Origin of the sequence: Cohnella sp. (assembly GCF_041640265.1) — a bacterium.
Classification (GTDB): Bacteria; Bacillota; Bacilli; order Paenibacillales; family Paenibacillaceae; genus Cohnella.
This window is the reverse complement of record NZ_JBEQAP010000088.1, coordinates 1-10,734: the sequence shown is the minus strand read 5'-3', so window position 1 is coordinate 10,734 and position 10,734 is coordinate 1. Positions and strand designations below refer to the sequence as shown.

Genomic DNA, 10,734 nt, shown 5'->3' with positions numbered 1-10,734 from the left:
TAAACTTCATAGTAGAGCATCTCCTAGGATAGAATGTAGTGCCTTCGTGGGGCCTACCTCTATCCTATAGGGGTGCTTCATTATTTACAAAGTGGAAATTTAACGCTCTACAGGAATGCTGAGCTAACGCGATAATGAAGGTGGTTATGCCGATTGTTTTCTCGAACTTTTAATAACCTAAAGCTAAGAATAAAGCTTTTCTTATCTTTTATTGTCGTCGTATTCATTCCTGTTCTGATCGTTGGCCTTTTCTTGACGAATGAGCTGCGAGACATGGCACTTAAAAATGCAACAGAACAAAATTCTACGAATGTAGAACGTGTCAAAGCCCGTACTGCAGAACTGATTAACTTCGCTTATGACAGTTCCTATCGGATGGCGAACGACGGACGGCTGGAAACTGTATCTACTCATCACTACGAGACGGTATACGAGGTCGTTAAAGCTTACAGGGAATATCAAGTGTTCATTGAAAACCGCAGGTTATATAAAGAGATATCCAATTTCAGGTTTTATATAGATAATCCGACGATGCTCGACAATTGGGAATTCATTCAGCCAGAACAAGCAACCGTGATGTCAGAGTGGTATCAGAAAGCGCTTAATAGCGCAAATGGTAAGGTTGGCTGGTACTTTCTCGAAGACGAGCGGGATAAACGCAAATATTTGAGCTTGGTTCGCAAGGTGAATTTTCCTGAGAAGAGTTCGAACGGCATCCTCGTTATTAATGTGAACATGGAAATGCTGAATTCGATCTTAAGCCAAGAGGCGTTCGAAACGATGATCGTGGACGAAAGCAATACGATTGTTGCTGCGAAGAGTAAAGCTTGGGTAGGTATGACACTGGGAGATATTGATTTCGAACAGGATGTCATGCTTGAGCAGGGAGGGTCGTTCGATACGGTTGTTGATGGCAGGGCTTCTCGTATTCTGATTGAACCTCTTGTTCCGGAATCCAGCTTGAATACGCTCCGAATTATTTCTGTATTCTCCATAGACAATATTGTCAAGGATGCAAATAGGGTAAATGTTCTTGCATTAACCGTCATATCCGCTAGCTTAATTATTGCAATTGTTCTCATTTACGGGGTTTCAACGATCTTGTCCAAGAGAATGCTTCGCTTAAGCAAGCATATTACGAAAGTTGCAACTGGTAATCTCGATATTATGCTTGAGATTGACGGCAAAGATGAGATAGGGCAACTGTCCAGACAATTCAACTCTATGGTTTCAAGCATCAACGGATTAGTTGAGGAAGTTCAGGAGTCGAATCGTCAGAAAAATCTCCTTGAATCCAAGCAGAATGAAATCAAGCTGAAGATGATGGCTAGTCAGATCAACCCGCATTTTCTCTTTAACGCCTTGGAATCGATCCGGATGAAAGCTCATCTGAAGGGCCAGAAGGAAATTTCCCAGGTTGTTCGTTTACTAGGCAAGCTAATGCGTAAAAATCTCGAGGTCAGCTCTGGTAGAACAATACTCGGCGATGAAATCGATATTGTTCGGTGTTATTTAGACATTCAGAAATTTCGGTATGAGGATCGATTGGAATATTCCCTCCGTATCGATCCAAGAGTAGAGAAAATGGCTATCCCGCCTTTAATTATTCAGCCTCTAGTTGAGAACGCCGTCATTCACGGGTTGGAGAACAAAATGGAAGGCGGAATCGTATTCGTTCAGGCGGAGCTAGTGGGTGACAACATTCGGATCGATGTATTCGATAATGGAACGGGGATGAATGCGGAGAAAATAGCGGAGCTATACAAGTCTATGAACGAAGAAGAGGATGATGAACGAAATCGAATCGGTCTTCGTAATGTACATCTTCGTCTGATCTTGTCCTATGGCAACGAGCATGGACTTGTTTTCGAGAGCGTGCCTGGTAACGGGACACATATTTCTTTCACAATACCGGTTGGAGGAGAACAGCATGTATAGAGTATTACTTGTAGATGATGAGCCGACCATAAGAGAAGGACTCAGAACGCTTATACCTTGGGAGGAAATGGGCTTCCGAGTGATCGATACAGCAGCGAACGGCCATGAAGCGCTTCAGAAGTGCAGGATTCTGTTACCTGATTTGCTTATTGCCGATATCCGGATGCCAGGTATGAACGGGTTGGAGTTAGTGAACAACCTTCGAAAATTGGAGCTAAATATGCATATCTTGATCCTAAGCGGCTATGCTGATTTCGAGTACGCCAAGCAGGCAATCGCGCTTCGGATCGATGGATACTTATTGAAGCCAGTGGATGAGGATGAATTAATAAGTTATCTCAATAAGCTGCGGGAGCAATTAACCCATGACTCAGCGAAAAAACGAGCAAGAGCGGATGAACGAGAAACCGGGATGGAGAGGGTTATACAGTCGCTCTTAACGGAAGACGAAAAACTTACAATCGCTTCATCCGCAGATGAAGATAGCTTGCATTGGGAAACGTATGAGGTCGTTCTAATAAAACCTATAACACGCAACGAAGTAGTTACCGCTAATCAGACAATCATCAAACACAAACTAGAGGCCTTATTCGATCAGCGTGAGCGTGGGATCGTGTTCGCGATGGAGCCCTGCATCGGCATTCTTCTTAAAAATGGAGTCGGAGACGATTGGAATCGAAGAATTCTTTATAAGGATATATCTGAAGCTTGCTTGGGACAGGTATTGGATTTCACGGCTGTTTCCGGAGGGGCGGTTCACACCTGGGCAGACATCATCTTGTCATATCGGCAAGCGTTGAACTTAATGAAAAATAAATTTTATCACAAAAGTGACGTTCTTATTTCTGTAGATTCGAACTCGACTCCTCAACAGGTAACAATTAGCGAATCCTGCAATGAAAGCCTGTTATTGGAAGCTATAGATTCTATATATTTAGCACTGGAGGTCGGAAACCTCGAAGCCGTGCAGCAATTGATCATGGAAATGGCGGAGAGGATGCACAGTGACGGATTCACGGAAGAGGAATTCAAAAACATGTTTACGCAGTTATTCTCCTCCGTATTAGACAAGTTTTCTCGTAATCGATCTGAGATTCAAAGCTTAGAATATCGTAGTAGAATCATGGATATTCACAAAGAGCAACGATACAACTTGCTTCTAGAGAGACTTAATTCCATTGCTAAGAGTATTGTAGACTCATTAGGGGACACTGGAAACGACAAACAGATCAAACGAATGATTGATCTAATTCATCGGAACTATGGCGAGAACCTAAAGCTGGAGAAACTCGCTGAACTATTTAATTACAATAGCGCATATCTTGGTAAGCTTTTTAAACAAGCAACGGGTGATCACTTCAATACCTATCTAGATAAAGTAAGAATTGAACAGGCGAAATTGCTGTTGGAGCAAGGTTATAAAGTTTATCAAGTAGCGGAAAAGGTTGGTTACGCGAACGTAGACTATTTTCATGCCAAATTCCGTAAATATGTTGACACTTCCCCTAGCAGCTATAAGAAAAAGGAATAGAAACACTTTTTAGACGCATGGTCATTCCCTTGGGGGGTGACCATGTGTTATTTATTTCATCAAACTGAATACGCTTACACTAATTTTTATATGATTTTATGCCAAATCCTTCGGGTAGTGGGAGACAGTATAGTTCCTATATGATAATTACATGAAGCAGGAGGGATCATATGAAAGCGGTAACAGTTCCACAAACCAACAAAAAAATGCCTCAAAAAGGTCGTTTCTGGTCAACAGCTATTCGCAACAGATACTTATACATGATGTCGTTGCCTTTTGTTGTCTGGGTTTTCGTTTTCAGCTATTTACCCCTATGGGGATGGACGATGGCCTTCCAGAAATACAAGCCGGGAAAATCATTTTTCGAACAAAAGTGGGTCGGTTTCGATTATTTCAAACAATTATTTCAAGATGACATTTTCTATCAAGCCCTTAGAAATACGCTTGCCATGAGTGCCATGGGATTAATTGCCGGCTTCACGGTACCCATTATTTTCGCTATATTGTTAAACGAAGTAAGGATACAAACACTCAAACGATTTGTACAAACGATTTCTTATCTCCCCCACTTTGTATCATGGGTAGTTGCAGCGGGTATTATATCTAAAATGCTTTCTACGGACAACGGTGTCGTAAATGATGTTCTCATGGGGCTTCATATCATCAAAGAACCTATTCAATTTATGGGTGAAGGTAAGCTGTTCTGGGGAATTGTAACCGCTTCCGATATTTGGAAGGAGACAGGCTGGAACGCCATTATCTTTCTGGCAGCAATAGCAGGGATTGGTCCCGAGCTCTATGAGGCTGCGAAGGTAGACGGAGCAAGTCGCTGGAGGCAGGTATGGCATATTACACTTCCAGGTATCAGAACGACCATCATCATTCTTCTTATCATTTCGATTGGTCATTTGATCAGCATTGGATGGGAAAAACAATTCCTGCTAGGCAACAATTTAGTACGCGATTATTCCCAAACTTTAGATCTTTATTCCCTTAATTATGGCTTGGGTATGGGACGGTATTCGTTTGGTACAGCTATCAATATGTTTAACTCGCTTATAAGTCTCCTTCTACTCTTCACGGCGAATGGAATTTTCAAGAAGATCACAAAAGAAAGTATCTTTTAGGGAGGTTGCCAAATGGGAACTAAGAAATTAACCAGAGGCGCGCCCTGGTCAGATCGGTTATTCGATGTCATCGTTTATACAGTAATTATCTTTGCTACTTTAATTACTCTATACCCATTTCTGAATGTACTAGCTATCTCGTTAAATGATTCGATAGACAGCGTACGAGGCGGAATTACAATTTATCCGCGACAATTTACATTAAAAAATTATGAGACCATATTTGCTTTCTCAGGTCTTGTCACTGGGCTGAAAATATCAATACTACGAACCATTATTGGAACACTGCTAGGTTTAATGAGCGCATCAATGCTAGCGTATACATTGAGCAGGCTTGACTTTCAAGGGCGTAAATTCGTGTCTACGTTTCTCGCGCTTACCATGTATGTATCCGGCGGATTGATCCCCTTCTATATTTTAATTAGAGATCTCAATATGATGGGAACTTTCGCGGTTTATGTACTTCCAGGCCTTGTCAGCGCGTTTAATGTATTTGTAATCCGGTCCTTTATCGATGGAATACCTTATGCATTGCAGGAATCAGCCAAGCTGGATGGAGCGAACGATCTAACGATTTACTGGCGAGTTATTCTACCTCTTACAAAGCCGGCGCTCGCTACAATTGCCCTTTTCCTAGCAGTAGGGCAGTGGAACTCTTGGATTGACACGTATTTATATAATGGCTCTCAAGAACATTTAACGACGTTGCAATTTGAGTTGATGAAAGTCATTCAAAGTACGACTACCAACGTTGATAGCTTTCGAGGCAAGAATATGACTGCGGTTATGGCCCAGGTTTCTCCGGAATCCGTTAAGATGGCCATCACTATTGTTGTAACTGTTCCCATCTTGATCGTTTATCCATTCCTGCAAGGCTATTTTGTCAAAGGAATGACATTAGGTGCAGTAAAGAGCTAATGGTCTATTAGTATCGGTATCCGCAGGGAAACCTGTTTATACAATAGAAACTACATTTTTTGGGAGGGTTCGAAATAATGTCAAGACTAAAAAGCAAGGCTGCAATTTTTCTAACACTTACATTACTCACGAGTCTGATTGCTGGGTGCAGTGGTAACAACAATGCGAATACTTCGAGTCCAGAAGCCAGTCCGAAAGCTGAAGCGAGTGCTAGCAGCCCAGAAGCAAGCGCAAGTCCCGAAGATTTAACACCGATTACTTTTACCATGTTTGCTGAAGACGGGAATCCAAACTGGAGCAATATGCAGGATGAAGTGAGTAAAGAAATAACCAGAAAAACAGGTGTCACATTGGATGCGGAATTTGCAGTAGGCGACCCCGCACAGAAAGTCGCGTTAATCGCGGCAAGCGGAGAATATCCGGATATTCTTTCAGCAAAAGGAGATATCGGCAAGTTAGTTGATGCCGGTGCTGTGATTGATTTAACTGATCTAATTGAGCAGCATGCTCCGAATATCAAAAGAGTGCTCGGCGACAATCTTGCTCGCGCAAAATATACAAATGAAGATCAATCTATCTATGCCATTCCTACATGGGCAGCTGTTAACGAACAAAGATTTGTTGCTGGTGGAGGCTTTGAGCTCCAGCATCGTGTAGTAAAAGAAGCAGGTTACCCTGAAATTCGCACCGTTCAGGATTATGAGAATGTTATTAAAGCATACTTGGAGAAGCATCCAACAGACGAGAATGGCAATAAGAATATCGGTGTTTCCCTTAATGCGGATGACTGGCATATGTATATTTCCGTAACGAATCCTGCTGTAGCAACCACAGGTGGATCTGATGATGGTGAATATTTCGTTAATCAAGAGACTCATGAAGCCATCTATCATTTCCGTCGTCCAGAAGAAAAAGAATATTTCCGCTGGTTGAACCACATGAACGATATCGGACTTCTAGATAAAGAAAGCTTCGTTCAAAAATATGATCAATATAAAGCTAAGGTTGCAACTGGCCGTGTTCTTGGTCTCATTGACCAAGATTGGGACTATAACGATAGCCAACAAGCTTTGAAAACCGCAGGAAAATTCGATCAAACTTATGGTCACTATCCTGTTACGATGTCGAAGGACATCAAAGAGCCTTCGTTCTGGCCTACTGGCTTTATGGGAGGATGGGGCATTGCAATTTCCAGTACGGCTAAAGATCCTGTTCGTATCATTAAATTCCTAGATTTCTTAGCCTCGGATGAAGGTCAAATCCTAAATAACTGGGGTATCGAAGGTAAACACTATGTCATGGAGAACGGTAAACGGGTAGTGCCTAAAGAAGTACAAGATCGCATAAATAACGACAATACAGCATTCACGAAAGAAACCGGAATTGGCTTCTATTGGAACATGATGGTTCACTATGGCGATGGTGCCAAAGACCCAACTGGAAATTATTACACTAAGAACTTCCCTGAGAAATTGGTTGATGGATACAGTGATGTTGAAAAAGAGACGCTTGCCGCCTACAAAGCGACTACATGGAAGGATCTATTCCCGAAAGAGGATGAATTCAAAGAAAAAGCTTATGGCGCTGCTTGGAATATTTCAATTCCAGGCGAGGATGAAGTATCTATTCTAGGAACAAAGATGAGAGATATTACCTGGAAGAGAATTCCTGAAGCCATTCTAGCAAAGCCTGCAGATTTCGACAAGATCTGGGATGCTTATATGCAGGATCTAGAAAAAGCTGGTGTCGAAAAAATGGAAAAAGGCTATACAAAGTATGTTCAAGATCGTGTAGCACTTTGGAGTTCGAAATAATAGGTATATGATCAACTATTTCATAAAGGTGAGAAAAGACCTGATTTTTCGGGTCTTTTCTTTTTTTTTTGGATTCGGTCAAGGATTACCGCTACAATATAGAAGACGATAAACTGCAACAATATTTGTAAGAAAACGTCTGAATAATTATTCGTTTTCATTAGAGAGGGAGTTTCTCATGTTCAGAAGGATTATTCTGCTTCTGCTTGTTATCGCACTGCTTGGCTCTGCATGTGGGAAGGCAGCTGTTGACGAGGAGAAGGGCGTTCGGCAATATACTTTGACTGATCTGGATAAACGTGTTGTTGAGGCGTCTAATTCATTTGGCATGCGCTTATACCGTGAGATTTCTCGTGCGAATCCTAACATGAATGTGTTTATATCACCGCTTAGCATTTCTTCAGCATTATCTATGGTCTATAACGGTGCTTCCGGTACAACATTAGAAGAGATGGCGAAGTCGCTAGGATTAGACGGAATGACTAAGAAGGAATCGGGTCACGGCTATCGGGTAGCGCTTGATCTGTTGACCCACCCGGCAGACGAGGAGATCGGGCTTACGGTCGCTAATTCACTATGGATGCGCAAGGGGAAGACTTTTCACGAAACATTCGTGCAGCAAAGCAGGGATGATTACGCGGCAGAGGTTAGCGAGCTGATCTTCAGCAGTCCAAACGCAGCACGAACAATGAATCGTTGGGTTAAGAACAGAACGAATGGCAAAATTCCGGATATCGTAGATAACGTCAAGCCTCAGTCGGTCATGTACGTATTAAACGCAGTATATTTCGAAGGGAAATGGACGGAGCCTTTCTTACCTGATTCGACTACGTCCGGTGAATTTCAGACATTGGCATCCGAGACGGTTCCAGTTAAGATGATGGCTAGAGGGGGGCAATACGAATATGTTCAGGCAGATGGCTATCAAGCGATTCGTATGCCCTTCGGGAAGAAAGCTTCCGTATCCATGGTGATCCTGCTGCCGGATGAGGTCGAGGGAATAGTGTCCCTCCAGGAGATGTTAGCAGAGGATACAACGAGATTAACGAAACCATTCGAGAAACGCCCGGGGAGAGTTGAATTACCAAGGGTCCATATTGAATATGAGGCAAGCCTGAAAGAATCGCTCCGGACGATTGGCATGAAAGAAGCGTTTATTCCGATTAGGGCTGATTTCTCGAGCATAGCGCCGACTCCGCCGAATCTATTCATTAATAACGTGACTCATAAGACTTTCCTGGAAATTACTGAACAAGGAACAGTAGCAGCGGCAGCTACGACGGTAGAGATGTTAGCAGGGTCAGCACCTGCGGAAGCTCCGTTCCACATGATCATGAATAGACCTTTCGTGCTTGCAATTGTAGATCACGATACGGACAGCATTCTGTTTGTGGGTACCATAATGAATCCGAATGGTTAAATGCCGTTAGGCCTGTTTTACTCAATCGGTTATATTTCTTGTGTAATACTCGATGATATCCTTTCGTCGGATAATACCTAGGAAAACACGATTATCGTCAACGACGGGTACGAAGTTCTGATCTGCGGCAAGCACTAACATATCTTCCATGTGAGCATTGATTGATACGCATTCATTATAGATCCGCTTCTTTATTTCGTTAACCGGCACCTGCTCCATGTTATCGAAATCCAGTCCAGGCGTATTTTTCAATTTCCATAACAGGTCACCCTCCGATAACGTTCCGACATATTTTCCTTCGCTGTCTATAACGGGTATTGCTGTGTAATGGTAAAGTTCCAACTCTTCCATAGCTTCGCGCATTGATACTAAGGCTGTAATAAAAGAGACCTTGTCTTTCGGAAGAAGAAATGAACTTATTTGCATCGTTATGAACTCCTTTTCTCGGAACTTTCACTTTACTACTATTATTATTAAACCATACTATGCTTTGTGAAAGCATTTATTAAAATTCTCCAAAGCTTCGGAGAGGTTGTCATACAGCTTATAGAAAAAGGATATAGAATCTTTTCATTTCAAGAAAAGTTCCATATCCTTTTTTCTTGCGTTACATTCCCATTTCTCCATTGTCATAGTTAAATTGCCATTCAATTCCGAATTTGTCTGTTGCACTTCCATAGCATTTGCTCCAGAAGGTTTCTTGCAACTCCATTCCTACCTTGCCGCCTTCTTTAAGCTTATGGAATAAAGCTTTAACTTCATCTATGTCTTTACTTACTAATGCAAGGCTTATATTGTTACCAGCAACAAAAGGCATACCCGGAAAAACATCAGAAAACATTACATTGCTTCCGCTTATGTTAAGTCTTGCGTGCATCACTAAGTTTTTTGCTTCCGCCGGAAGAGAAAAATTTGGGTCAGGCGGAGTATCACCAAAGGTCATTATTTGTGGGGTTTCTATTCCAAAAACCTCAGCGTAATACTCTACGGCTTCACGACAGTTTCCATTAAAATTAAGATAAGCATTAACAGACATGTCATTCACTCCTAAGATTAAATTGGTTAATCATGGGCAATTGGCATTAGCACCCATATTGTATCATTTAAAAATACTTATTCAAATATCCTGGTAGGTACTTATAGTTAAGCAAAGCGAAGAGGGCAAAGTTTAATACGTCGCCCAATTTTTTTGTACGCCTTATATTTTATAGTTATTAAACGGGGTTACGTTGAACCTGACTAGTTTGTTGGAACAGTTGTTTCACTTGAGGATTAGTCGCATTCTGGGCATAAAATGCGTATTTTTTAGCCGTTAAATTCTCCAACTTATAAGCATCACGTGAGATATAATAATCCTTTGCCATTTTACTAAACACTTCCTTAAAGCGTTGTCTTTTCAATAGCTCCCTTTATCGTTTGTGCCAATTGGGAAACATCGCCCATTCCTTGGAAATGTACATACAGAATTCTTGGTTTTTCACCAATCATGTGATTATGCAAGGCTGATACGTCCAAACCTCCTTGACGTAGTCCGTCAATAACTGGATTTACTTCTTCATCCAAGAGGGCGAGTTCTCCCATTACAGCAGTATGCTTATCCACTCTTTCAAAAGTTGCAATAAACACCAACTCCATCATTTCAGGAGACAATTTATTGCCCATATAGGTGACTTCAAGGTTTTCACGAACAATTTCCACTTTGCAAACACTATTTTCGATATATTGTGTTCTTGTAATTATAACTCTACTAAATTCAGCATGGTTTTTTCTTTATTATATCTTGACGAGAAGACTCCCTCTTCAACGAAGTAAGAGAGGGATGAATCGTCATTTTCTTTTTGCCTCAAATGCGAACATATGTGCTATAATGAAAGGGGGATTTACGTTCGCAGAAGGGGGTGTGCAAACTCAGATGCTACACCACAAAGCCTTTCGTTTTCGTCTCTATCCAACGACCGAGCAGATCATCCTCATTCGCCAAATGTT

Annotated in this window: 11 protein-coding genes; 7 read left to right on the top strand and 4 right to left on the bottom strand. The window is 41.7% G+C overall.

Features of this window, described 5'->3' with window-relative positions; translation table 11 throughout:
- Positions 1–153: 153 nt before the first annotated feature.
- The 6 genes from ACESLK_RS29245 (at position 154) to ACESLK_RS29220 (ending at position 8,748) form a co-directional block, all read left to right on the top strand.
- Positions 154–1,938, top strand: a complete 1,785-nt coding sequence (locus ACESLK_RS29245) for a cache domain-containing sensor histidine kinase (protein WP_373233366.1) — start codon at positions 154–156, stop codon at positions 1,936–1,938.
- Positions 1,931–3,469, top strand: coding sequence for a response regulator transcription factor (locus ACESLK_RS29240; RefSeq protein ID WP_373233365.1), 1,539 nt, complete (start codon positions 1,931–1,933; stop codon positions 3,467–3,469). Before ACESLK_RS29245 ends, ACESLK_RS29240 begins: the two co-directional genes overlap by 8 nt.
- A 170-nt stretch (positions 3,470–3,639) precedes the next feature.
- The gene (locus tag ACESLK_RS29235; protein ID WP_373233364.1) at positions 3,640–4,596 is read left to right on the top strand and encodes an ABC transporter permease; all 957 of its coding nucleotides are present in this window, start codon (positions 3,640–3,642) and stop codon (positions 4,594–4,596) included.
- Between the two features lie 12 nt (positions 4,597–4,608).
- A complete protein-coding gene (locus ACESLK_RS29230) occupies positions 4,609–5,514 on the top strand; it encodes a carbohydrate ABC transporter permease (RefSeq protein ID WP_373233363.1) in 906 nt (301 codons plus the stop codon).
- Between the two features lie 77 nt (positions 5,515–5,591).
- Positions 5,592–7,328 carry an ABC transporter substrate-binding protein gene (locus tag ACESLK_RS29225; protein ID WP_373233362.1) on the top strand — a complete coding sequence of 579 codons (1,737 nt, stop codon included), beginning with the start codon at positions 5,592–5,594 and terminating at the stop codon, positions 7,326–7,328.
- Positions 7,329–7,506: 178 nt separating this feature from the next.
- Positions 7,507–8,748, top strand: coding sequence for a serpin family protein (locus ACESLK_RS29220; RefSeq protein ID WP_373233361.1), 1,242 nt, complete (start codon positions 7,507–7,509; stop codon positions 8,746–8,748).
- A 21-nt stretch (positions 8,749–8,769) separates the two neighbouring features.
- On the opposite strand, the gene ACESLK_RS29215 is transcribed toward ACESLK_RS29220, so the two are convergent.
- The 4 genes from ACESLK_RS29215 to ACESLK_RS29200 form a co-directional block, all read right to left on the bottom strand.
- Positions 8,770–9,174, bottom strand: a complete 405-nt coding sequence (locus tag ACESLK_RS29215; protein WP_373233360.1) for a CBS domain-containing protein — start codon at positions 9,172–9,174, stop codon at positions 8,770–8,772.
- A 181-nt stretch (positions 9,175–9,355) separates the two neighbouring features.
- Positions 9,356–9,784 carry a VOC family protein gene (locus ACESLK_RS29210; RefSeq protein ID WP_373233358.1) on the bottom strand — a complete coding sequence of 143 codons (429 nt, stop codon included), beginning with the start codon at positions 9,782–9,784 and terminating at the stop codon, positions 9,356–9,358.
- A 178-nt stretch (positions 9,785–9,962) separates the two neighbouring features.
- Positions 9,963–10,148, bottom strand: coding sequence for a hypothetical protein (locus ACESLK_RS29205; protein WP_373233357.1), 186 nt, complete (start codon positions 10,146–10,148; stop codon positions 9,963–9,965).
- Positions 10,129–10,446, bottom strand: a complete 318-nt coding sequence (locus ACESLK_RS29200) for a DUF1259 domain-containing protein (protein ID WP_373233356.1) — start codon at positions 10,444–10,446, stop codon at positions 10,129–10,131. Before ACESLK_RS29200 ends, ACESLK_RS29205 begins: the two co-directional genes overlap by 20 nt.
- A 121-nt stretch (positions 10,447–10,567) precedes the next feature.
- Between ACESLK_RS29200 and ACESLK_RS29195 the strand changes: the two genes are divergently transcribed.
- Positions 10,568–10,734 (top strand): helix-turn-helix domain-containing protein (locus ACESLK_RS29195; RefSeq protein WP_373233367.1); only part of this gene is annotated, 167 nt, incomplete at its 3' end.